The 23,872-nt window shown below is 36.5% G+C and carries 24 protein-coding genes; 17 read left to right on the forward strand and 7 right to left on the reverse strand.

Annotation, left to right across the window (positions count from 1 at the left end):
• Positions 1-100: 100 nt before the first annotated feature.
• From AC4G3L_RS07855 to AC4G3L_RS07875, 5 genes are all read left to right on the forward strand, one after another.
• Positions 101-1,237 carry a DUF445 domain-containing protein gene (locus AC4G3L_RS07855; RefSeq protein WP_491076404.1) on the forward strand — a complete coding sequence of 379 codons (1,137 nt, stop codon included), beginning with the start codon at positions 101-103 and terminating at the stop codon, positions 1,235-1,237.
• 93 nt (positions 1,238-1,330) lie between these two features.
• Positions 1,331-1,681, forward strand: coding sequence for a YlbF/YmcA family competence regulator (locus AC4G3L_RS07860; RefSeq protein ID WP_491076405.1), 351 nt, complete (start codon positions 1,331-1,333; stop codon positions 1,679-1,681).
• 164 nt (positions 1,682-1,845) lie between these two features.
• Positions 1,846-2,715, forward strand: a complete 870-nt coding sequence (locus AC4G3L_RS07865) for an HAD hydrolase family protein (RefSeq protein ID WP_491076406.1) — start codon at positions 1,846-1,848, stop codon at positions 2,713-2,715.
• 200 nt (positions 2,716-2,915) lie between these two features.
• Positions 2,916-4,418 (forward strand): coproporphyrinogen III oxidase, encoded by a 1,503-nt coding sequence (locus tag AC4G3L_RS07870; RefSeq protein ID WP_491076407.1) that lies wholly within the window; start codon positions 2,916-2,918, stop codon positions 4,416-4,418.
• Between the two features lie 151 nt (positions 4,419-4,569).
• Positions 4,570-5,361, forward strand: a complete 792-nt coding sequence (locus AC4G3L_RS07875) for an enoyl-CoA hydratase (RefSeq protein WP_491076408.1) — start codon at positions 4,570-4,572, stop codon at positions 5,359-5,361.
• 52 nt (positions 5,362-5,413) lie between these two features.
• Here AC4G3L_RS07875 and AC4G3L_RS07880 read toward each other — a convergent pair whose 3' ends face one another.
• Complete coding sequence (locus AC4G3L_RS07880; RefSeq protein WP_491076409.1) at positions 5,414-5,599, reverse strand: YhzD family protein; 186 nt, start codon at positions 5,597-5,599, stop codon at positions 5,414-5,416.
• Positions 5,600-5,747: 148 nt separating this feature from the next.
• On the opposite strand from AC4G3L_RS07880, the gene AC4G3L_RS07885 reads away from it, so the two are divergent.
• From AC4G3L_RS07885 to AC4G3L_RS07910, 6 genes are all read left to right on the forward strand, one after another.
• Positions 5,748-6,647, forward strand: coding sequence for an ABC transporter ATP-binding protein (locus AC4G3L_RS07885; RefSeq protein WP_491076410.1), 900 nt, complete (start codon positions 5,748-5,750; stop codon positions 6,645-6,647).
• The gene (locus AC4G3L_RS07890; protein WP_491076411.1) at positions 6,640-7,881 is read left to right on the forward strand and encodes an ABC transporter permease; all 1,242 of its coding nucleotides are present in this window, start codon (positions 6,640-6,642) and stop codon (positions 7,879-7,881) included. The genes AC4G3L_RS07885 and AC4G3L_RS07890 overlap by 8 nt, the downstream gene beginning before the upstream one ends.
• A 225-nt stretch (positions 7,882-8,106) precedes the next feature.
• A complete protein-coding gene (locus AC4G3L_RS07895) occupies positions 8,107-9,333 on the forward strand; it encodes a metallophosphoesterase family protein (RefSeq protein ID WP_491076412.1) in 1,227 nt (408 codons plus the stop codon).
• A gap of 17 nt (positions 9,334-9,350) precedes the next feature.
• A complete protein-coding gene (locus AC4G3L_RS07900) occupies positions 9,351-12,335 on the forward strand; it encodes an AAA family ATPase (protein ID WP_491076413.1) in 2,985 nt (994 codons plus the stop codon).
• A gap of 65 nt (positions 12,336-12,400) precedes the next feature.
• Positions 12,401-13,339 carry a 3'-5' exoribonuclease YhaM gene (gene yhaM / locus AC4G3L_RS07905; RefSeq protein ID WP_491076414.1) on the forward strand — a complete coding sequence of 313 codons (939 nt, stop codon included), beginning with the start codon at positions 12,401-12,403 and terminating at the stop codon, positions 13,337-13,339.
• Positions 13,340-13,446: 107 nt separating this feature from the next.
• Positions 13,447-13,617, forward strand: coding sequence for a sporulation YhaL family protein (locus AC4G3L_RS07910; RefSeq protein WP_491076415.1), 171 nt, complete (start codon positions 13,447-13,449; stop codon positions 13,615-13,617).
• A gap of 35 nt (positions 13,618-13,652) precedes the next feature.
• On the opposite strand, the gene AC4G3L_RS07915 is transcribed toward AC4G3L_RS07910, so the two are convergent.
• Entirely contained in the window at positions 13,653-14,501 is an 849-nt protein-coding gene (locus tag AC4G3L_RS07915) for a peptidylprolyl isomerase (RefSeq protein WP_491076416.1), read from the reverse strand.
• Positions 14,502-14,783: 282 nt separating this feature from the next.
• On the opposite strand from AC4G3L_RS07915, the gene AC4G3L_RS07920 reads away from it, so the two are divergent.
• The gene (locus AC4G3L_RS07920) at positions 14,784-14,870 is read left to right on the forward strand and encodes a YjcZ family sporulation protein (RefSeq protein WP_491077169.1); all 87 of its coding nucleotides are present in this window, start codon (positions 14,784-14,786) and stop codon (positions 14,868-14,870) included.
• Positions 14,871-14,905: 35 nt separating this feature from the next.
• Positions 14,906-14,992, forward strand: a complete 87-nt coding sequence (locus tag AC4G3L_RS07925; RefSeq protein WP_066101882.1) for a YjcZ family sporulation protein — start codon at positions 14,906-14,908, stop codon at positions 14,990-14,992.
• 602 nt (positions 14,993-15,594) lie between these two features.
• Here the strand turns inward: AC4G3L_RS07925 and AC4G3L_RS07930 are convergent.
• Positions 15,595-16,170 (reverse strand): HTH-type transcriptional regulator Hpr, encoded by a 576-nt coding sequence (locus AC4G3L_RS07930; RefSeq protein WP_491076417.1) that lies wholly within the window; start codon positions 16,168-16,170, stop codon positions 15,595-15,597.
• Positions 16,171-16,280: 110 nt separating this feature from the next.
• Positions 16,281-16,646 carry a YtxH domain-containing protein gene (locus AC4G3L_RS07935; protein WP_491076418.1) on the reverse strand — a complete coding sequence of 122 codons (366 nt, stop codon included), beginning with the start codon at positions 16,644-16,646 and terminating at the stop codon, positions 16,281-16,283.
• A gap of 259 nt (positions 16,647-16,905) precedes the next feature.
• Between AC4G3L_RS07935 and yhzF the strand changes: the two genes are divergently transcribed.
• A complete protein-coding gene (gene yhzF, locus AC4G3L_RS07940; RefSeq protein ID WP_491076419.1) occupies positions 16,906-17,091 on the forward strand; it encodes a membrane protein YhzF in 186 nt (61 codons plus the stop codon).
• Positions 17,092-17,152: 61 nt separating this feature from the next.
• Here the strand turns inward: yhzF and AC4G3L_RS07945 are convergent, their stop codons facing one another.
• Together AC4G3L_RS07945 and serC are read right to left on the reverse strand one after the other, a co-directional pair.
• The gene (locus tag AC4G3L_RS07945; protein ID WP_491076420.1) at positions 17,153-17,668 is read right to left on the reverse strand and encodes a tryptophan transporter; all 516 of its coding nucleotides are present in this window, start codon (positions 17,666-17,668) and stop codon (positions 17,153-17,155) included.
• An 87-nt stretch (positions 17,669-17,755) separates the two neighbouring features.
• Positions 17,756-18,862: a 3-phosphoserine/phosphohydroxythreonine transaminase gene (gene serC / locus AC4G3L_RS07950; RefSeq protein WP_491076421.1), complete on the reverse strand. Its 1,107-nt coding sequence runs from the start codon at positions 18,860-18,862 to the stop codon at positions 17,756-17,758.
• A gap of 432 nt (positions 18,863-19,294) precedes the next feature.
• On the opposite strand from serC, the gene AC4G3L_RS07955 reads away from it, so the two are divergent.
• Positions 19,295-20,038, forward strand: coding sequence for an SDR family NAD(P)-dependent oxidoreductase (locus AC4G3L_RS07955; RefSeq protein WP_491076422.1), 744 nt, complete (start codon positions 19,295-19,297; stop codon positions 20,036-20,038).
• 951 nt (positions 20,039-20,989) lie between these two features.
• Here AC4G3L_RS07955 and AC4G3L_RS07960 read toward each other — a convergent pair.
• A complete protein-coding gene (locus AC4G3L_RS07960) occupies positions 20,990-21,412 on the reverse strand; it encodes an HIT family protein (protein ID WP_491076423.1) in 423 nt (140 codons plus the stop codon).
• A 518-nt stretch (positions 21,413-21,930) separates the two neighbouring features.
• Between AC4G3L_RS07960 and AC4G3L_RS07965 the strand changes: the two genes are divergently transcribed.
• Positions 21,931-22,671, forward strand: coding sequence for an ABC transporter ATP-binding protein (locus AC4G3L_RS07965; protein ID WP_491076424.1), 741 nt, complete (start codon positions 21,931-21,933; stop codon positions 22,669-22,671).
• A complete protein-coding gene (locus AC4G3L_RS07970; RefSeq protein WP_491076425.1) occupies positions 22,664-23,860 on the forward strand; it encodes an ABC transporter permease in 1,197 nt (398 codons plus the stop codon). The genes AC4G3L_RS07965 and AC4G3L_RS07970 overlap by 8 nt, the downstream gene beginning before the upstream one ends.
• Positions 23,861-23,872 lie beyond the last annotated feature (12 nt).

Here is a 23,872-nt window from a genome sequence, read left to right on the forward strand (position 1 = left end):
GATATAATATAAGTTGAAACCAGGTTTTGAAGGTTGCATTTTAACAAGTAAGAAGTCTAAACTAATCATTACACAAAGGAAGTTAAAAAGGAGCTACTGTATGAATATCGTTATAACAATCGTCACTGTGGTAGTGGTGGGTGCCCTTATTGGCGGGATTACTAATGCCTTGGCTATTAAAATGCTATTCCACCCATATGAGGCTATTTATATTTTTGGAAAACGTTTGCCATTTACCCCCGGATTAATACCGAAAAGACGGGATGAATTGGCAGATCAAATGGGGAAAATGGTTGTTGAACACTTAATCACTCCTGAGAGTATTAAAAATAAATTGCTTACTGGAGCCGTCAAAGTAGAGGCTAAGAGAATTGGTGAAAATATGCTGGATAAGACCATTTTTTCTGATATCTCTATAGAGGAGGCGCTTGAAAAAGTAGGGATGGCTGATATTCCGGATACAATCATAAAAAGACTGGAAGTTCAGTCATTTGATTGGTTAGAAGATTGGTACAGCCAAAATCAGCATAAATCTTTAGCTACCTTTATTCCAGTAAGTGTAGAGGGAAAAATAGAACATAAAATACCGGATACCTCCAAATATATATTGGATAAAGCGATTGCTTTTTTTGCAAGTAATCAAGGTAAGGAAAGGCTTCAAAAAATGGCTGATGACTTCATGAAAGAACGTGGAAAACTCGGCGGAATTATACAGATGCTGTTAGGTAATGTGAATATGGGAGAAAAACTTCAGCCAGAGATTATTAAATTCCTCTCAAATCCAGGCACTAAGGATACGCTAACGCAAATCCTGCTTAATGAGTGGCATAAAATAAAACAAAAGCAAATCTCAGAAGTAGAACAATTTTATACATTGGATGAAATGAAAAGCTTGCTTCATAAAGGAATCTCAACTGGTTATAAAAAGATTGATTTATCTAATCTGACACTCCTTCAATTAACTGGTGAATGGAATGAGACTGTTAAAGGGAGATTGCTGCCAAATTTAATTGATGCACTTGCGACTCTTCTGGTTAAGAAAGTACCAATTATCATGGAAAAATTGAAATTACAGGAAATTGTCCGTGATCAGGTTGCTTCGTTTCCAGTGGAACGTCTGGAAGAAATGGTGCTGTCTATCACAAAAAGCGAATTGAAAATGATTACGTATTTAGGAGCTTTATTGGGCGGATTGATTGGGGTTTTCCAAGGAATCTTTATGATTATCATGAATTAAAATCGTTCTGCAGAACATACAATGGATGTATAATGTTTTTGATAATGGTATAGTAAGGAAGACTTCAGTGTAAAAGAAAACAGGAGGTATATCATGGCAGTTAACTTATATGATTTAGCTTATTCAGTAGAAAAAGGCATACGTGAAAGTGCGGAGTATACAGAATTAAAGAATATGTACAATGCTATAATGTCTGATGAAGAAGCAAGAACGATGTTTAATAATTTCAGAGACATACAAATGAATCTTCAGCAAAAACAAATGATGGGTCAGGAAATTACAGAAGAAGAGGTAATGCAGGCTCAAAAAACAGTAGCGCTTGTGCAACAGCATGAAGCTATCTCTAAATTAATGGAAGCAGAACAAAAAATGAGTGTGATTCTTACAGATTTAAATCGTATTATCACAAAACCATTGGAAGATTTGTACGGAACACAATCCTAAACATATAAAGAACCGTTTAGCGCATGAACATTCTCCACTGCAAACTAGTGAGGGACTAAGTTCATAAGCTAAAGCGGTTCTTTTTTCTTTATAAAAAAGTTATAAATCTGCCAAAAACCGCATACAGAATGTATATGGGCATCATGAAAGGTGGATTGAACATCATGGTATACAAAATGTTAATGATTAACATGGATGGTGCACTATTATCTTCAAATGGAAAACTCCATACTCTTACAAGAGAATCGATAGAATATGTAGCTAAAAAGGGAGTAGAAGTGGCCTTATTAAGCTCGAGTAATTATGACTATGCACAACGAACAGGAAAAGCTCTCAAGTGTAATCCGCATATCATTTCACATCAGGGTGGATTCATTCTGGAAAATCTCAAAAATCCTATTTTTGTTAAACGAATATCGGAAAATACAACCCTTGATATTGTGCGCTTTTTGGAAAAATTAGGCGGACATATTCGTTTGATACATGAGGATTTAACAATTGGAAATCGAGTAGATATGCCCACACCACTCTTTACAAGAATCAAATGGACTCCGGGAGAAACCGCTATATATGCACAACAATTTGTAGACTCTCTGGAAGAGTATTTACACAGTCATCCATTGTCTCCGCTGCAAGTTGATATCTATTTGGATACAAAACAGGATAGAGCAGATGCGAAAGCCGGTATTGAAGCAATGTTTGATAACGTAACGATACAGGAGGATCAGTCGAATAAGCTAGTAATTTTGCCGGTACAGGCTACGAAAGAGAAAGCATTCAACTACTTGTTAAAAAGCAGAGGCATATCAGCAAGTGAAGTAGTTTTAATTGGCTGTGATTTGGATGAATCTGAACTGGTACGAAGAGCTGGACTAGGAGTAGCTGTAGCAAATGCTGATGTCGATGTTAAGCGTTCAGCGAAATGGATCACCCGTAGCAATGATGAACTGGGCGTGGCCTACCTGATTAAAGAGGTATTTAGAAGACAGCATCCCATTGGTTTCTTAAAAAAGATGAATATCAAGATTGATTAATGTATGGTTTATAATGGATAATATACCAAACGGATAGGGATAGCTGCACCGGCTATCCTTTTTGCTTTTGAAGAACCATCCAAAACTGAATATCAGTTAACCTAAATAGTTATGATAAGGAAGAAGATTTATTCAGGATTGACCACTTACAACATGTTCAGTAAACTGAGATGGATTGAATTTTTGAAAAGGGGATAGGCATGCGTATTTTAATAAATGGCATTGAAGATGAAAGGCTGTATCGACCTCTGTCTTTGATTGCAGACTTATTTTTTGAAGAAGCAACACTGCTTACGAATGATGAAACACCTTCAGATTTAACGATTACTTTAAACCAAGAAATAATCGATCATACATTATATACGGATGCAATATTAAAGGATTCTCTTCACAATAATGTATACGAATCCACATTTAATAGGAATGTCACGGACTCAGCAGATGAAAAGGCAATTTTTAAACAAAGAAAGCATTCGTTTTCATATGTTTTTTTAAAGGTTCTTGAGCAATATACAGGAGTGATTCAGAAATGGGGATTATTAACCGGTATTCGTCCGACTAAATTATGGCATCAATATGTAAAGGAAAATATTGATGCATCGGTTGCAAAAAGGCAGTTGAGTGATTCTTATTCTATCTCAGGTGAAAAATTGGATTTATTGGAAGAAATAGCTGCCCGCCAATTAGAAGTCATTCCTGATTTATATGATTTGAAGAGGGAAGTGAGCATTTATATTGGGATTCCCTTCTGCCCTACTAAATGTGCATATTGTACGTTCCCTGCCTATGCCATTAATGGACGTCAGGGAAATGTGACCTCATTCCTCGGAGGACTTCATTATGAAATGAGAGAAATCGGTAAATGGCTGAAGGACAATAAAGTAAAAATTACAACCATCTACTTTGGCGGTGGGACACCGACAAGTATTTCAGCTGAAGAGATGGACATGCTATATGAAGAGTTATATGAATCATTCCCTGATGTATCAAAAGTGCGGGAAATCACGGTGGAAGCAGGCCGGCCGGATACCATTACACCGGAAAAGTTACAGGTTCTTAAGAAATGGAATATTGACCGGATCAGCATTAATCCACAGACCTATACACAAGAAACATTGAAGGCAATTGGGCGACATCATACAGTAGAGGAAACAATCCAAAAATATAAGATGGCAAAAGATGCCGGTATGAATAATGTGAATATGGATTTAATTATCGGACTTCCGGGTGAAGGTGTCCATGAACTGAAGAACAGTCTGGATGAAACGGAGAAACTGATGCCGGAATCATTAACTGTGCATACCTTATCCTTTAAGCGGGCTTCTGAGATGACGAGAAATAAAATGCGCTATAAGGTTGCAGATCGTACAGAAGTGGAACAAATGATGAATGAAGCTGAAAAATGGACCCAAGCCCATGGTTATCATCCATACTATTTATATAGACAAAAGAATATTTTAGGTAACCTTGAGAATGTCGGGTATGCTTTACCTGGCATGGAGAGTCTATATAATATACTGATTATGGAGGAACAGCAGACAATTTTAGGACTTGGATGTGGAGCGGCCAGCAAATTTATAGACCCTGACTCCGGGAAAATTACTCATTTTGCCAATCCAAAAGATCCTAAATCCTATAATGAAGGATATGAACATTATACAAATAAAAAAATAGAGTATTTAAAAGCTTTATTAACGCGATAAATAAACAACCGAGTTTTCCGATTTGGCGAGAACTCGGTTGTTTATTTGTTTAATATACAAAAAACTCTAATTTATTACATTTTTTAGTATTAAAACGCTTACAAAAACATTTATAATAAAAATATATCAAATTTGAAAGGGGATTTTGCCAGTGAAACCTGCCTCTGTTATCAAGAGCGTAGTTGTGCAAAAGGAAGGGACTGTCGCTACAGTGTCATTAAACCGTCCTGAAGTATTAAATGCTCTTAATAAAGAGATGCTCGTGGAATTAAACAAAGAATTGAAAGCTTTGAGTCTTGATGAAGAAATTACAATCATTATTCTTAAAGGGAATGGAAACGGATTTTGCTCAGGCGGTGATATTAAATCCATGTTTAACCTGGGCAATGAAAAAGATTTTTACGGAATAATGGATTGTATTAATGAACTAGCCATGGCTATGTACACGATGCCTAAATTAACAATTGCAGCCGTTCATGGGGCAGCGGCGGGACTCGGATTCAGCCTTGCCCTGGCTACTGACTGCGTTATTGCGGAGCGGGAGAGTAAATTAGCCATGAATTTCATTGGGATTGGCTTAATTCCTGATGGCGGAGGACATTTTTTCCTGGAACGTAGGCTTGGGGATTTAAGAGCCCAGGAAGTAATCTGGGAAGGTAATGTAATGAATGCTGATCAGGCATCAGAAATTGGTTTGGTTGATCTGGTAGCGAGGGATAGCCTTGAAGAAGAGGTTCGAAGAAAAGTAGAAGAATGGAAGGCAAAACCAATTCAGTCTATGATTCGTACAAAAAAAATTCTTGCTGAAACAAACCGTCCAAAATTGTTAAAGATACTCGAATTAGAAAAACATTCACAATTTGTGATGAGACAAACGGAAGATCATGCTGAAGGTATTCAGGCGTTTGTAGAGAAAAGAAAACCGAGGTTTAAAGGAAAATAAGCAATAAGGTCTGTGGAATTCCGAGTAGAATGGAATTATACAGACCTTATTTTTATCTGTGAAATAATATAAGCTTGCCTAACGGTGAGGTGCATCGATGTGTCTTTTCTTCGTATCCTTTTTCAGCCAGCAGCTTTTGTCCCATTTCTTTGGCCATATCATCATTCTCTGCCTGAAACGATTCATCCAATACTTTTTCACCATCTGTCTCAAATACGGTTAATTTATAGGTTTTCATCTCTATTCCTCCTAAATTTACACTGATCTATCAGATGATATTATTTTCGCATAGAAAGTTAAAATTTGTAAAGTTTAGAATTACCTTTCAATTATTAGACGAAGTATAATAAAATAAATATAGGAATTGATAATGGGGGGAATTTTATTTGACTTTACTAGTAAATAATGTGATAAAGCGATTCGGTGAATTTACAGCAGTGAATAATCTGTCACTTGATGTGCCAGAGGGTACGATATTTGGGATGCTTGGAGCAAATGGAGCCGGTAAAACAACAACTTTTCGGATGATTCTCGGTTTGTTGGATCCAACAGAAGGGAGCGTCAGTTGGAAGGGAAAGAAAATTGATTATTCTACAAGCTCAAGGGTCGGGTATCTTCCTGAAGAACGAGGATTGTACCCGAAAATTAAAACAGGTGATCAATTAATTTATTTGGCTCGTTTACGAGGGATGAACAGATCCGATGCTATAAAGGAAGCGAAAGATTGGCTGGATCGCTTTAATGTTCCGCAGTATTACGATAAAAAGGTTGGCGATCTTTCTAAAGGGAATCAACAAAAAATACAATTTATTGCTTCAGTTATACATAAACCTGAGTTATTAATTTTAGATGAACCATTTAGCGGTTTGGATCCTTTAAATGTAGAAGTATTAAAGACAGCTGTGCATGATCTAAGAAAAAATGGAACAACAATCGTTTTTTCCAGCCACCGGATGGAACATGTAGAAGAATTATGTGAACAGCTCTGCATACTTCAAAATGGGCAGGCAATTGTTAAAGGATCACTAAAGGATATAAAGCGTTCCTTTGGTAAAAAGAATGTTGTCATTCATGCTGATTTTGCTCTGGATTTCCTGAATGATTATCCTGGGGTCACAAAAGCAACAAAAGTAACAGAAGGGATCCATTTGCAAATTACCAATGAGAAGGATGCTGAGTTGATTTTACAGGACACAGTGAAACGCGGCTTTATACGGAAGTTCGAATTGGAAGAACCATCCTTGAAGGATATTTTCATTGAAAAGGTTGGTGCTCAATATGAATAAATTTTGGATTATGACATTTCAAACGTATATATCGAAGGTAAAAAGTAAGTCATTTATCGTATCAACAGGTATTATTTTATTAATGGTTCTAGCCTTTATGAATCTGGATCGGATTGTAGGTTTGTTTGACAAAGATGATACGACAATTGGGGTTGTGGAAGAATCAGGCGGTTTTTATTCTGCATTGGAAAAACAACTGAGCAGCAGTGGAAGTGAATTAAGACTTAAAGCCTATAAAACCGAAGCTGACGCAAAGAAAGATGAAGAAGAAGGGAATCTGGAAGGGTATTTGGTGCTGAGGGAACAGGATGATGTTCCGACAGGTATCTTTAAGGCCCAATCGATCGCCAATTCGAATGAAAGTTCAGAAATCCAAACTGCTTTGCAGCAGATCCAAACAAGTGTGTTAACGAAGAAGGTTAATATTACGGATGAACAGCTCGCAGCGATATACAAGCCTGTTTCGTTTGAAATCGTCCCATTAAATGATCAGGCGAAATCAGAAGAAGAGCTTGATCAGGCTCGTGGTCTTGTCTATGTGATGATATTTGTGATTTATTTCTCTGTAGTCGTTTATGCCAGTATGATTGCCAATGAAGTGGCCATTGAAAAATCCTCCCGAGTGATGGAAATCCTAATATCGAGTGTGTCACCCATTCAGCAAATGTTTGCGAAAATTACGGGGATTGCTCTTTTGACATTAACTCAGCTCGCGATATTTGTGTTGGTCGGCTATATGTCGTTTAAAAATACCAGCAGTGGGATGGGCGAAATTTTCGAAGCGTTTGGCTTTGATAATATGAGGTCAAAAACGATTATTTATGCGGTTTTATTTACCTTCTTAGGGTATTTATTATATGCAACGATGGCAGCGTGTCTTGGATCTTTAGTAAGTAAGATTGAGGATTTGCAACAAATGATTATGCCAATGACTATGCTTGTTGTCCTCGGATTCATGCTTGCCATGATAGGGCTTACTAATCCGGAAGCAAAATTTATAACGGTTACTTCTTATATACCGTTCTTTTCGCCTATGCTTATGTTTATGCGTGTAGGAATGCTTGAAATATCTAATGTTGAAATTGCAATAAGTATTGCCATTCTGATTGTGACGATTGGGTTATTAGCCTATATCGGAGCCAAAGTATATAAAGGTGGAGTACTGTTGTATGGAAATTCCAGTTCGTATAAAAATATTAAAAAGGCACTCGATTTGACAAACAGCAATAAATAAAAATTTGCTCACTTCCTTGTATAGGGAGTGAGTTTTTTATGCTTTTTCGTGATTAACTCACCTTACCTGGTTTACAGAGACTCTGTAATCCCACGCTGATTATAAAAAGGCATGACCTAAATAATTTTAGTCAACATATGAGATAATTAGATTTGTGTTTTTTTGATTAGGACGGTAAATTGAGCAATTGTTTGTAGTAAAATGGCATGGAAGGAGTGTGGTACAATGCGAGGCGTAAAATTTATACACGCAGCAGATCTTCATTTAGGCAGTGTCTTTTCGGGATTTCAACATATGCATAGTGCCATTTATGATCAAATAAAAAACAGTGGATATGTTGCCCTAACAAAACTTGTAGACAAGGCCATTCAGGAAAGAATCGATTTTGTTATTTTTGCCGGAGATATTTATGATCATGAAGAGCGAAACTTGAAGGCACAATTAAAATTCAAGTCGGAAATGGAACGATTGAATCACCATTCTATCCCTGTATACTTAATTCATGGAAATCATGATTATATAAATGGAAATTATTTTGATATTAGTTTACCCCCAAATGTTTATGTTTATGGACGTGAAGTAGAAGTTAAACAATTTATCAAAGAGGATGATGGAACCAGCGTGAACCTGTATGGATTCAGCTACGATAAACGTCATATCCATGATCGGATCATTCAGGAATATAAACCAACCGGAAATAGTGATTACCATATTGGGATTCTACATGGGAATTTAGATGGAGAGAGTGTCCACGGTAACTATGCTCCTTTTTCGAGAAGTGAGCTGCTCAGTAAACACTTTGATTATTGGGCCCTTGGCCATATCCATAAACGAATGGAAATTCTTCATGACCCTCCGGCCATTTATCCAGGATGTCTTCAGGGCAGGAACAAAAAAGAGACAGGTGAAAAAGGATTCTATATGGTTACCATGTCTGGATCAGCCACTATTTTAGAATTTGTACCAGTTTCTACATTGGAATGGAAGACGGAAATTATTCTTGCCAATCATATTTCGTCTATAAATGAACTCATAGCTGGTCTGGAAAGGGCAAAAGCTGATGCTTTTAAGCCAGATAAGTATATTCTGTTGAATATAATGATTGATGCATCCTCGGCCGATCCTAGCCAGGAATGGCTTTACTTCGATATGGACAGCCTACTTGAAGGAATTCAGGGTGAAGAGGATATGAATGAGCCGTCTGTATGGATTCACTCCTGTACATTGATTCCACCCCATTATACAAGTGGAAATGATGAGGTATCTGAAACGTTTATGGATGAACTTTTGAGGAATACTGCCAATATGAATTCTGAACAATATATGAAATACGGAGAAGCTCTCTTTACGCATTCTACGGCTAGAAAGTACCTGGAATCTTGGGAAGAAAGCGAGTGGCAGCAAATTTTGGACGAGGCAACGTTAGAATTAGTGAAGCGTTTAAATCGTTGAAATGAGGAGAACATATTTTGATTATAAAAAAAATACATATATATGGATTTGGTAAATTTGTTGACTACCAACTGGAATTAACTTCAGATATAAATGTTTTCTATGGAGAAAATGAAGCTGGTAAATCCACTATTTTCTCTTTTATCCATGCGATGCTATTTGGTTTTCCTGCAAAAAACCAAACAACTCCCTCTTATGAGCCGATAGGAGGCAGCCGATATGGGGGGAAGCTGGTCATTGTGCTGCCTGAAATAGGGGAAATAATGATTGAAAGAGTGAAAGGACATCAGGGTGCTGATTGTGCGGTTTATGACAGGTCCGGTAAAGTCGGGGGAGAGGAGAAAATAAAAGAATGGTTAAAGGGAGTGGACCGAGGATTTTATGAATCCATTTATTCCTTTAATTTAGACGGCCTGCAAGACATTTATCGTCTGGAGGAAGATCAATTAGGGAAATATCTTTTTTTTGCAGGTATGAGCGGAAGCGAAAGGCTTTGGGATATGGAAGCGGGGCTGCAGAAGCAAATGGATAGCCTGTTTAAGCCTGGCGGTAAAAAACCACTTATAAATCAAAAACTGGCAGAATTAAAACAGAGTTCCCAGGCCATTCAGAAAGCAAGGGAGAGAGAAAAAAGCTATAATACATTTTTGGCTGAAGATAGGCAATTGATTGACGAAATATCTATTAATCAAGAAAAAATCGATCGAATCAAAACCAATTTAATACATTTAAAAGATTGGCAGAGACTGCTGCCAAGCATTCATGAACTAGCCGCAATTCAAGCCCGTCTCAATGAATTGAAAGAATCTCCTTTTCCGGTAAATGGGATGGGGCGTATGGAAAAGGTAGAGGCTGAAAGGACGGCAAAGGAAACATTATTAAAGACTCAGTTAAATAAACTGAAAGACCTCCAGGATGAAAAAGATGCTTTAAGTGTCAATAAACAGTGGCTTGGAAGTGCTGAGAAGGTACGTCAAGCTGAATTTTATTATGATAAATTGAGCAACTTAAACGAAGAAATCCAGACCCTATCAATTGAATGGAAGCATTTGGAGGAGAAAATTAAAAAGCTGCAGGGAGAGTTGCATACACAATTTGACCCTGAAATAATGGAAGGCTTTGATACAAGTATCTTTCGCAAGGAAGAAATTAAACAGCTTGAATTAGAGAAGCATACACTCACAAAGAAGAAATTGGAGCTTGATACACAGCTTGAAAAAGAACGGGTAAAATTGGAACAAATTGAACAAATCATAGATATTTATGAGAAAAAATTATTGCCCGACTATGAAAGAGAAAGACTGAAGAAAACAGTGGAACAGTATCATTATGTAGATCAGGCAGCTCTGGAAGAAAAGTCAGCAAAGGAAGTCATTAGACGATTAAAGCAACGACGGGATCAAGCATTAAGATTTGAGCAAAAGGGTAAGAAAAAACAGACGGTTATCTCTGGGTTTGTCCTATTTGCTGCAATCCTGGCAGTCCTTTTATTCATTATAGGGGGACACCTGCCAATGGGCAGTGGAATGATAGTGGCAGTTGTCAGCATTGTTCTCATTATACTTATGAATTCCATGATGGGTAATCAGCTGCAATCGGAGGAAATAAATAAAGAAATTGCTTACTATGAGGAAATTGTAAAGCAATCACCAGTGATTTCCGTAGATGAACAAAGCTACCAGATGCAACTAAACGTACTTGAAGAGGATACGGTAAATCGAGAAAAGTACAAGCTGGAATCACTGCGTAAAGAGCAGCAGGAAGCGAGATTTGACAGTTTAATTGATGCATTTGAAGAATGGGAAAAAGAGCTGGCAGCTTGTGAGAATAAATTGATATCACTTGGAAATGAATGGTCACTTCCAGATGATGTTTCCCGTACTATGCTATTTGATGCTTTTGAGCGTATTGAAAAGATTAAAAATCTTATGTTGGAAAAGAACAAGTTGCGATCATTGCTCTCTTATAATAAAGAAAAAAAGGATGAGTATATCCGATATATTCATAAGCTTGCAGAGGAGTTTGGTGTGGAGGTTAACCAAAGCATTGAGCAAATAAATCACTCCATTGTTCAAAAGTATAAGGAAAATGAATTGGCCTATAGGCAAAAAAATATGATTAACGAGAAGTTAGAGGAGCTTGAGGAGGAAATAGAGCCGCTTCAAGATGTTTGCATACAGCTTAATCAAGAAAAACAGGAGCTGCTCCAGGAAGCGGAGTGTCATCATGTAGAAGAGTTTTATCAACGTGGGAGAGATGCTGCAGAACGAAATCAGCTGAACTCTTCCAAGAGACAATTGATTGGGCAGCTCGGGAACTATTCGGATCTCAATCGTTACCATACTGTTACAGACTTCGTTTTAAGGGAAAGAATAGCAGAAAAAGAGAGTGAGCTTGATAGCTGTGAAACTACATTAAATCGGTTAAGAAAAAGGTTGGCTGAGGTAAAGTATGAGATTACAAGGCTTGAAGAAGATGGAACAGTGGAGGAATTGCTTCACAATCATCAGATAGTAAAACAAGAATTTCAATTAATGGCCAAAAAGTGGATGACCTACAGTATTACAAAGGGAGCTTTAGCGGAATCTATTAAATTGTATAAGCAAGAAAAACTCCCGGCAATTATTGAAAAGGCTAATGAGTATTTACGTAATCTGACGAATGGAAGATATGTAAAAATCCTATTTTCAGATGATGGAGAGGGGCTCTCATTATTGGACCATGATGGAATGCAGGTCAACTCTAAAACTTTGAGCAGAGGGACGGCGGAACTTACGTATGTTTCGATAAGGCTTGCTTTAGCGGGAACAATTGATGGACGGAAAGAATGGCCGCTTATCATGGATGATACTTTTGTGAATTTTGACGATAAGCGATCGGAGAGAATGATATCTCTATTAAAGCATATTAGTAGAGAGGGGAATCAAGTCCTCTTTTTCACTTGCCATGAACATATAGCAACTATGTTTGATAAGCAGGCTGTTATTCAATTAACAAGTTGATTTTAAGCTAATATTTTTATTTTGCGTGATATAATGAATATGGAATTGACCGGGGAGGGATATACATGAAGGGAATTGCCCATCATGAAGTTGGAGATACGATTGATCTTCATCTATTCATAAAGAATGCTATAAAAGGGACAGCAAGTAACGGTAAGCCTTTTTTATCGTTAATATTTCAGGATAAAAGCGGGGAAATAGAAGCAAAGCTTTGGGATGTGAAATCTGAAGATGAACAACTGTATGTACCTGAATCGATTGTACGTGTAACAGGTGATGTGCAAAATTACAAAGGGAAGCTGCAACTTCGGATTCGTTCTATTCGTATGAAGAACGATAATGAGTTGGTCAATATTGCCGATTTATTGCCAACTGCTCCTTTAGGTAAAGATGAGATGTCTGATACGATTACAAAATATATATTTGAAATGACGAATCCTAATATCCAACGTATAACGAGACATTTGGTTAAAAAATATTTAAATGAGTTTTTGGAATATCCTGCTGCCACGAAGAACCATCATGAATTCTTTTCAGGGCTGGCATACCATGTTGTATCCATGCTGAATTTAGCAAAATCAATTGCTGAGCTATATCCAACATTGAATAAAGATTTATTATATGCAGGCGTTATTCTTCATGATTTAGGGAAAGTTAAGGAACTTTCAGGACCGATTGCAACTACCTATACGGTTGAAGGGAATCTGCTTGGTCATATTTCCATCATGGTGAATGAAATTGGGAAGGTAGCTGATGAATTAAATATTCATGGTGAGGAAGTCCTTATCCTTCAGCATATCGTTTTGAGCCATCATGGTAAAGCGGAGTGGGGCAGTCCAAAACCGCCATTAGTTAAAGAGGCAGAAATCTTACACTATATTGATAACCTAGATGCAAAGATGAATATGATGGATCGTGCACTTGATCGGGTAAAACCGGGAGAATTTACAGAGCGAATATTCCCTCTTGATAATCGGAGTCTTTATAAACCCAATATAAAATAGAATCACGTCATAAAATATGCTTTCCGCTTAACGGAAAGCATATTTCTTTTTTTAAAGCATATATTTTTAAAAAGGATACTAAATCCTTAAGGAGGGAGAAGACAAGCTTGTCAATTTTTATTGGACTGATTATATCTGGCATCTTCTTAAGTGCTTTTATGACCATCAAATCAATCAGGGAAGAACAAAAAGTGGATGAAACCTGGATTGAACAGGAGGGAAATGTTTATATAGAAAGAATAGAAGAAGAAAAAAGAAAAAAAGCAATGGCACAATAAAAAAACTCGACCACATTCGGTCGAGTTTTTTAAGATTAAAAGGCATCTTTTAAATCTTTATCTTTTACTTCAATATCTGCAGCATCAATCACTTTTTGAATGGCTTCCTGAGCTTTTGCGGAATCCATTTTAGCAAGTTTAACATTCCTTGTTACTTCATCTTTTGATTTTTCAAAGGAAGGCTTATCATTTTCCTTTTTCTCTGTTACCTGAATGATATGGAATCCATGCTCCGTTTGGACAGGCTCAGAGATTTTATTGACTTCAAGGCCATATGCTGCATTCTCAAATGCTGCTACCATTTGTCCAACGCCGAACCAGCCAAGGTCTCCGCCTTTATCCTTGTTGGCTGTATCTGTTGAATATTTCTTTGCTAAATCCTCGAATTTCTCGCCTTTATCAAGTTTAGCCTTCACTTCTTTCGCTGTTTTCTCATCCGCAACAAGAATATGGCGAGCTTTTAAGTCGATTTTATATTTATTATTATAATAATCTTTAAGTTCCTTATCCGTTACATCAATTGAATCAAGAGCTGCTTTTTCTTGTAAAAGGTTGAATTTTACGGATTCTTTAAAGGCTTTTTCATCTTTGAAGCCAGACTGTGCTAAAGCTGCTTCGAAATTTTCACCGAGACTTTCTTTGGTTTCATCAACCTGTGCATTCACTTCTTTATCTGTTACTTTATATTTATCAGAGAGAACTTTTTTATATACGAGTTCTTTTACTGCCTGATCCCCGTATTGATCTTTTAATTGTTCATAGAGTTCCTCTTTAGTAACATTTCCCGCTTTAGTTTCTACCACTGCTTCATCCGATTCGTTGTTGCAGGCTGCAAGACTCATAAGTAAAGTCGCTGATGCCAACGTAATTAACCATTTCTTCATCCACTACACTCCTTTTAGCATGTTGCCAAAATAAAAAGTATTTTATAACATGCCTAACTATAACATAAAACCTATGTTAAAAAAAGGATAAGCCTTAATATTATTTGACAATTATAACAATTACCGTGGATTTATAGGGTGATTAGGCATAGAAACATGCAATTTATTCCTTAGGTAAATGGATAATAATCACCGAAAAAAAGCAAGTAACTAAGCAAAAGGCCCATTCCTTTTTACTGGATTTGAATATGATACGGTAGCAGCTCAAAAGGAGGTGTGGTCATGAGTCAAGAATTTGGTGGAGGGTTTGCTTTCATCGTAGTTCTGTTCATTTTACTCGTGATTGTTGGTGCATCATACGTGTACTAACTAAAGCAAGTATGTAACTGAAGGGAGGATACAACATGTCTGGTGGATACGGCGGAGGTTTCGCTTTATTGGTAGTTTTATTTATCTTGTTGGTTATTATTGGGGCATCATGGATTAACTAATTAATGAATTACAAAAGAATGGCACATGATAAATGGCCATCTGTGCCAATTAAACATTATATAAGCTATACCATATTGTTTAACCGGTGGCTTTTGAGGTTATAAAGAAGGCTTCAGGTATCTTCTGAATCTCATCTAAACACCGGGGCATTTGTAATTTGTAAAAGGAATGAAAGACGAGTGCCGAAAGGCATTCGTCTTTTATATAGTGTAGGTTATTTCAATATAAGTAGAGATTAACAGGGTGGTAATAAGAATATTAATCGTACGAAAAAATTTCGCCTGTTTAGCTTCTGGTATTTCTTTTTTTATACAGAAGCTTTCGGATAATTTATTTATATAGTACAAAATAGAAAGGGCAAATATTGAAAACAAAATGAGAGATATCACTCTGTTATCCTCCTTGACGCTAGTATCTCTCTTACATTATCAAAAAAGTACCAATTATGTAAAGAGTAAGAATCGTTTTAATATTTAATTATCTAAGGGGAAATGTGGAGGGAGAGAATCGGAGATATATAAAACATATTGTGACTAAATACACAAGCCCATTCAAGATAAAAGCGGAGTAAATTACTTGGTCATTCCGCTTTTAACTATTATTATTGAATGGGCTCTTTTTGGTGTTCAATTTTTTCCAGAACTCCATTTTCATCCGTGAATTCATTTTCGAGATTAGCAAATGATTTTTCAAAAATATTCATAAAGTCATCTCCATATATATTTTTCACAATCGCCATCATTTCCATCATATCCGGAAATTTCCCGTATAGGTCTTTCAGCGGTTGTGCACCTAAATAGACAGAGTTCTTAGATGAATCGAATACTTTTACAAGTTCAAGCAAAAGTTGGTTTCCTTCTTCCGTAAGCTCAATATAGGTATTACGTTTGTCATTCTCCTTTTTTGAAAATTTAAGAAGACCACGTTCTTCTAATTTCTTAGAAAAGTTAAAAGCTGTAGATACATGCATGACACCGAACTTAGCAACATCCGAGATAGAAGCACCTTTAAGATGGTAAGCAATCCATAAAATATGGTGTTCATTGATATTCAAATTATAGGGTTTGATCCACTGCTGCCAATCTTTTTCAATTGCTTTCCAGAGAGCTTTGCTAAGTTGAGCAACGCGTTGGGTAAATAGCATAGCTTCTTTGATGGAATTCAAACTTTCAGTCATAATACGCTCACCTACTTTTCTTTATTTATTATCCTTATAAAATATTAAATAACAAAAATGGTAATTTGCCAAATTTTTAGTTTTTTTACCTTTATTTTCTCGGTGGCGTTTTATTTTGTAGTGAGCGGAGAAATAGCTGTTTCGAGCTCCTGGATGGCTACTTCAACATCATTAATTTGAACTTTAATAGCATTCGTATGTGCTTGGCTGTCTTGTTTCCATTCATCCAATGCCTCTTTTACACCTTTTACGTAGTCCTGAATTTGTGTTTTACTAACAGTTGTTGCGGATACACATTCTTCTTTCAATTGGACAACACTTCTTTTTACATTTAGAAGAAGGTCCATAGTCTCATCTTTCGATTGCTTAAGTTGTAATCGTAACTCTTTTCCGGACTTGGGTGTACTAAATAATACAGAGACTCCGGCTACTGTAAGCCCAGAAATAAAACCGATCAATAAAGATTTTGCTTTCATTACTATTCACCTCAATTTTATCTTTCCATAACAGATTTCTACATAAAGTTAAAATTCCCTTTAAAATTATTCCTTATATTTAACAATTCCTTTTTTTATATTATTTTAAACGTAAAAAACTATTTTCGGAAACTATTTTTGGGAAAATATTCATTTATATTTTGAGTTATTTCTTATTTATTTATCCCTTATTATGTTATTTCATATAAATAATGGATGTGCATACACTTAGATAGGAAGATGAAAAGGAGGAGGAAAAGTGGCGATTTTTTTACTCATATTAATCCTTTTCAGTGCATTTATAAGTATATTGTTTTACTCCATTATTTCACTTGGAAGAGGAGGAGTGTATCCAGCCAAACGGGTCTTAAAGAAAAGAATTCATATGAGTGGAATATGGGTTACTGTTCTTCTTTTAGTATTAATCTTAATGTGGAGATTCTAATCATCAAAGAACAATAAAAAAGAGGGTGGAAGCCTATTATGGTTTCCATCCTCTTTAACTATTAATTAATGGCTATATTTGATCGTTTTAAAATGCCGCTGGCAATGGGATGAATAATGGCCATTACGACAGTATTAATAACTGTTGCAGGTAAGACTACTCCAGCTGCCAATGCAAGAAATGGGCCAGGTAATCCAATGATTAGATAGGCAGATCCAAGAAATAGCATTCCGGATATCAGTGTGCCTATAAAAGTAAGCGTGACTGAAATGGTAAATGTCTTTCCTAATCTTTGTACAAAGCTAAAAATAGCATACATAAGTAATGCGGTGAAAAATTTATCAATCAGATTTGGAATTAATCCTCCTGGAAAAGTAGTAGTTAATCCGGAAATAACTCCGGTTATGCTTCCCAACAGAATCGTGTTTTTAAGATCTGGAAATAAGAATATCCCAAGAAACATCATAATCAGCATTAAATCTGGTTTCATGCCAAACACAATTCCTGGCATGACGGTGTGCAATACAGCCCCAATTCCAACCAATAGGGATAAAGTCACCATAATTTTTGTATTCACTTCTCATCTCTCCTATTCTCATCTCATCTCATTTGCTTTTCCGATTGTGCGCTCATTGCCAATCGCGAAAAGGTTATTTAGAGTATATCATCTATTAGTAATATTTAACACGTGAATGTGCTTGTTTTTAAAATTATTCATGAATTCGGATAGCTTTTGACAATGCTCTAATGGAACAGCATTATAGATTGATGCTCTGCATCCACCAATTGAACGGTGACCGGCTAAACCGACAAAGCCAGCATTTTTGGATTCCTGAATAAATAATTTTGTTAATTCTTCACTAGGCAGGGTAAAGGTGATATTCATGTTTGAGCGGCTTACTTTCTCTGCATGGCCTTTATAAAATCCTGCACTCTCGTCTATAGTCTGATAAATGGTTTTAGCTTTTTGGATGTTGATTTTTTCTATTGCTTCAACACCTCCTTTATCTTTTGTCCACTCAAGAACTAAAGCCAACAAATAGATAGCCAAAGTCGGAGGAGTATTATATAAAGACTGGGAAATCGCATATGTATCGTAAGAGAGCATGGTTGGTAATTGTGGCTGTTCTTTAATTAAGTCTTTCCGGATTATCACGACTGTGACACCTGAGGGGCCAAGGTTTTTTTGGGCACCTGCATAAATAAGCCCAAAATCAGCGATATTGATTGGTCTGCTTAGTATGTCACTGGACATATCCGCAATGAGTGGGGCTGAATGTGTATGAGGGAATTCCTTCCACTGTGTGCCATAAATGGTATTATTGCTGGTGATATGCAAATAGGCAGTATTAGGATCCAAAGTAATTTCATCATTTTCAGGGATTCGCTTATAATTTGTCTCCTTAGTAGAAGCAGCAATCTCTGTTCGGCCAATCTTACGTGCCTCTTTTAATGCTTTTTCGGACCAGGATCCAGTCAAAATATAGCTTGCAGTTTTTTCTGGAGACAGGAGATTCATAGGTACCATGGAAAATTGAAGACTCGCTCCACCTTGCAGAAATAATACCTCGTAATTTTCAGGAATATTCATAAGCTCTTTCAGCAAAATCGTTGCTTTAGCATGTACTTTTCCATATTCTTCACTACGGTGGCTCAATTCCATAACAGACATATGGCTACCATCGAAATCCATCCATTCCTGTTTAGCTTTTAATAGAACTTCTTCCGGTAAAGCAGCAGGCCCGGCATTGAAATTATAAGCACGTGTCATCTTCATTCCCCTTCCGATATCGTAATTATTATATTAGAATTCTGTAGTGCTTTTATGAACTAAAGGGTGTAAATCATCTCATATTCTACCTCAAATAATGGTAAAGATAAATAAAAAATCAGACTATTTTGTTAGTTATAGGGTGTCAGATTATTTAGAAATGAACATATTCTTCCTATGTAGCTCAGAAGAGTGAACGATCTAAATTAGTAGATTTTGAAATTTTTCACCCTCGCTTATGTTTATATACTAAATACATTTCATTACTTTACCTTTTTCAGGTGGCTTTAAGCTACAACCAGAATGAAGCTTACCAGCCTTTTTAAGTTATATATAGTTAAATTTACATATATAACCAAATAAACTATATTTTATTCTCTATAATGATAGAATGGTATGAAAGCGCTTGTAAAATAAGGAGGAATAGAATCTATGATGAATTTAAAAGACAAAATAGCCATCGTGACTGGAGGAGCCAGCGGTATTGGGTTAGCCACTGTAAAAGCTTTTGCTGATAAAGGGGCAAAGGTTGTTATGGCTGATTATAATGAAGAAGCAGGAGAGGCAAGAGTAGAGGAATTAAAAGCAGACGGATCTGAGGTGACATTTATTCAAGTAGATGCTGGCAGTGAGTCGTCTGTAGAAAATCTTGTGAAGGCCACTGTAACTTTATATGGTCAACTGGATATCATGGTGAACAATGCCGGTATTGGGGCTTTGAGTGAAACTCACACATTGTCCTATGAGGATTATCAAAAAGTGATTCGTGTTAATCAGGACGGTGTTTTCTTTGGGATTAAGCACGCTATCAATCAGATGCTAAATTCCGGTGGCGGAGCGATTATCAATACTTCCTCAATTTTAGGAAGTGTAGGTGAGCCTGGCGCATTTGCGTATAACGCCTCAAAAGGTGCAGTTAACCTGATGACAAAATCAGCGGCTATCCAATATGCAAACCGCGGTATTCGTATAAACGCAGTGGCTCCGGGTTATGTTGAATCTGGAATGGTAAACAAAGAGGCATTGGGAGATTACTATGACAATCTTGTGGAGAAACATCCAATTGGCCGCTTAGGTCAACCGAATGAAATTGCCCACGCTATTGTCTTCCTTGCAGAAAATGAATTCATTACTGGCACAACTATCCTTGTAGACGGTGGATATACAGCTCAATAAAGATAGGTGACAGGCTCTATTAAGAGCCTGTCAGACTTGATGACAAATGAAATTAAAGAACTCCTATGCGGGTCATGTTCTCTAGCTTCTTTTATCTTTCGGGTTCCCTTAATAGATATTTTGCTTGATGTTGATTTAATTAACTTTTCCGCTGTATTCTGTCCTTTTTAAGTTAAGCGCCGTCGACTAGTTTATAAACTATCAGTGAAATACTATTCAATTTTAATTGAGATTCTAACCACATTCTAAAAAATCCAAAGCACCTCATTCAAGATGCTTTGGACAGTCTAATTTTATTTTGAAACATAATTTTAGAGAAGACTGGATTTACCACTTAAGGCAGACTGGAGTAATTCTTGTCCAACAGCATACGCCTCACTAAATGCCAACTTATCATAGTGTTTATATAGAGCATGAAATCTGCCGTTGTAGTTATGTTTCCACGGTTTTTTCTTTCCGCAAAAGTGGAGGAAAAGGGTGTGGTTTATAACATAATCCATATCCAGCTTATCATTGGATATTAATTTATATCTAGCGTAACAAGTATATTAATCATATAAATCATCCTTCCAAAACGTATATGGGCTTATACCAAAAACTCCAGTTTTGCTGGCGATTATGTAAAATTCTATTATATTATTTAGAAATTAAATAATATAGGTATAGTATAGTACATTCTTTTATTAATGCTCAATTCTTTATATCTCCTGAATATTCCGTTTTATTGTAATTTAAACAATAAAGTATGTATTAGTCAATTATGATATGAATGATCTGAGAAGGATTTTAAGTATGTGTGAGTTTGTAATAGTAATATATAGTAAATAGATGGTTTGGATGTAGAAACAGATCTAAATTATAAAAGAAGGCAGTCAGTCTTAACGATTGTGAACTATACGAACAAAAAACGGCCGCCTTATTAAAAGGCAGCCAACTTGTTTTAATTTCCGATTATTGAATATGCTGACTGATTGACGCAGCAATATTAGCTAGGTCTTCACCGGTATACTCGCTTGTGTGTGTTTTCCAAACAGCGCCAAATCCATCATTTTGGCCATAGCGAGGAAGCAAGTGGATATGGAAGTGGAAGACGGATTGGCCCGCATGTTCACCATTATTATTTAACACATTCAGTCCGATCGGCTGATATTCTTGCTTTAGAGCACGAGCTATTTTAGGTACGGCCTGGAACACATGACTTGCGATATCAGGTGTCAATTCATACACATTTTCTTTATGTACTTTCGGGATGACGAGGGTATGTCCTTTTGTGACCTGGCTTATGTCTAAAAAGGCCATCACATGCTCATCTTCATAAACTTTTGCGGAGGGAATTTCGCCTTTGCTAATTTTACAAAAAATACAACCTTCCATGGTCAACACCCTTTCTATTTCTTCATTCTTTATGTATTAGTGTAGCACAGACAGAAACGGGAAAAAAGGAAAGGGACGCAACATAAAATGTTACGCCCCATCCTCTGAGGGGAAGCTTAATTCCTGGATATTCGTACAGAATCTTCTCTGACTATTACTCCAATCCGTTAGATGGAGCAATTTTGTCGTTTTCCCATGTTATGTCCAATGCAACCAACCCCTTAATAGTTGGAATTATTAATCCCAATTTCAGGTTATAGGCCTTTAGCGAACACCCCATTTTCAAAAAGAAGTACACTGATCAAACCCTAGGTTAAAGCCATACGTTATCGCGAACCAACACCCCATTTATCAATGAAGTAAAGTGAATGTTGTTCCCCTCTGATTATAGATTGCCCATGATTTTTTTTAATATACATAGAAATGTCATAAAAAAATCTGTGATTACTTTTAGCATTTTCCGTTTGAGGACACGTTTGTTACAATGAAAGGAAGAAAAAGAAAAGGAGACTGTCTCTATGTCATTGCTTGAAATTAATCATATAACAGGCGGTTATACGAAGACCCCTGTATTAAAAGACGTGAGTTTTGAAGTGAAACCGAATGAACTTGTCGCATTGATTGGATTAAATGGGGCAGGGAAATCAACGATCATCAAACATATTATTGGTTTAATGACACCGAAAAAAGGAGAAATCAGGATAAATGGAAGCCAGTTTAAGGATGATAAAGACAGCTACCGTAAACAATTTTCATTTGTGCCTGAAACCCCTATTTTATATGAAGAACTGACATTAGAAGAGCATTTAAAATTGACTGCCATGGCTTATGGAATAGAAGAGTCTGTTTATAAAGAAAGAGTGGAGAAGCTATTAAAGGAATATCGAATGGAGAAAAGGCTGAAATGGTTTCCGGCTCACTTTTCCAAAGGGATGAAACAAAAAGTAATGATTATGTGTGCTTTTCTTGCTGAGCCTTCTTTATATATTGTTGACGAACCATTTGTTGGGCTTGACCCGCTTGCCATCCAATCCTTACTCGATATGATGAAGGATATGAAAGATCAGGGAGCAGGGATCTTAATGTCTACCCATATCCTGGCTACGGCAGAAAAATATTGCGACTCTTTTATTATTCTTCATGAAGGTGAGGTACGGGCTAAAGGGAATATTGAAGATTTACGCAATCAATTTAACATGCCTGGGGCTTCTCTGGATGATATTTATCTGCAATTGACAAAGGAAGATAGCCATGAATAAGGAAACATTATGGAAGGACCGATTTAATAATTATTTGAAGGAAACAACCAAATACTTACGGTACATATTTAATGGACACCTAGTCTTTGTGATGATTATTTTGCTTGGAGGAGTGGGGTATTATTACAGTGAATGGCTTAAGACATTGACCCCAGATTTTCCAACAGGGTGGATTATGGCGATTATCTTAGGATTGATTATTACGATTAGCCCAGTTACAACATTTTTTCGAGATCCGGATATTGTATTTTTGTTGCCGATCGAGTCAAAATTATCATCCTATATAAAAAAATCGATTATATTCAGTTTAGTCATGCAGGGCTATATCCTTATTATGGCACTGGCTATTTTAATGCCGATGTATATTCAAACGATGCAACAAACTGTATCCTTTTTGTGGCTGCTCCTAGCTTTACTGATCGTTAAGGGGATTAATCTATGTTCACGCTGGTTTGCCTTATACTACAGAGAAAAAAGTACTACTCTTATTGATGGTTTAATCCGTTTCGTTTTAAATACAGCTTTTGTGTATTTTCTTGTTAAGAATGAATCATTCTTTTTTATTGCGAGCGTGCTGTTTCTTTTAGGAGGGCTTTGCTTGTATTACTGGAAAAGCACAAGAAAAGAAAGTATACACTGGGAAAAGCTGATTGAGCTGGAAAACAGCAGGATGGCTGCCTTTTATCGAATAGCCAATTTGTTTACGGATGTCCCAAAATTGCGTGAAAAAATTTCGGAGAGGCGCTGGCTTGGCAGTGTGATTAAGATGCTGTCCGGTAAGTCTAATAATCCGTTCAGCTACTTATATGCCAGAACATTTGTCAGAGCAAATGATTACCTAGGGCTGTTTGTAAGGTTAACAGTCATTGGGGTTGTTTTATTCTTATTCGTAGATTTCGGTTGGGGGACGCTATTTGTTGCAGTATTATTTTTGTATATGACTGGTTTGCAACTCTTGCCAATTTGGCATCATCATGATCCAAAAATGGTGATGGATCTCTATCCGTTGCATACAGATTATAGAAGAAAGGCCGTTCTACAGCTATTGATTACTGTTTTGGTTATTCAAAATTTGATTTTCTTTGTCACAATTCTGATTGGTGAAGGGGTTAAACTGGCTATTTTAACACTGGTTATTGGTTTTGCGTTCGTTTTTATTTTCAGGCCATTTGCAATGAAAAAAATGTAAGCGGCATTGGGG

Source organism: Bacillus sp. z33 (genome assembly GCF_058313615.1).